The organism is Burkholderia sp. AW33-5 (assembly GCF_053427615.1).
This window is the reverse complement of the sequence record NZ_JBSAXA010000142.1, coordinates 1-222: the sequence shown is the minus strand read 5'-3', so window position 1 is coordinate 222 and position 222 is coordinate 1. Positions and strand designations below refer to the sequence as shown.

1 protein-coding gene is annotated in these 222 nt (G+C 60.8%); it reads right to left on the bottom strand.

The window, feature by feature from the left end; translation table 11 throughout:
- Nucleotides 1-222, bottom strand: a 222-nt coding sequence (locus ACV22V_RS32740; RefSeq protein WP_448016879.1) for an ABC transporter substrate-binding protein, incomplete at both ends; no start/stop codon positions are given.

Here is a 222-nt window from a genome sequence, read left to right as displayed (position 1 = left end):
CTCGTTGCGCTTGATCTTCTGCACGCGCACGCCCGGGTCGGGCGTGATCGAGAAGATCAGCTTCGACAGCTTCACGGCGCCCTTCTTCCAGTAATCAGGATTCCCGTCGAAACGGATCGTCGCGTCCTTCGTGTAGCTGCGGAAGATGAACGGGCCCGTGCCGACCGGCTTCTGGTTGATGTCGGCGGCCTTGCCTGCCTTCATCAGCTGATCGCCGTATTC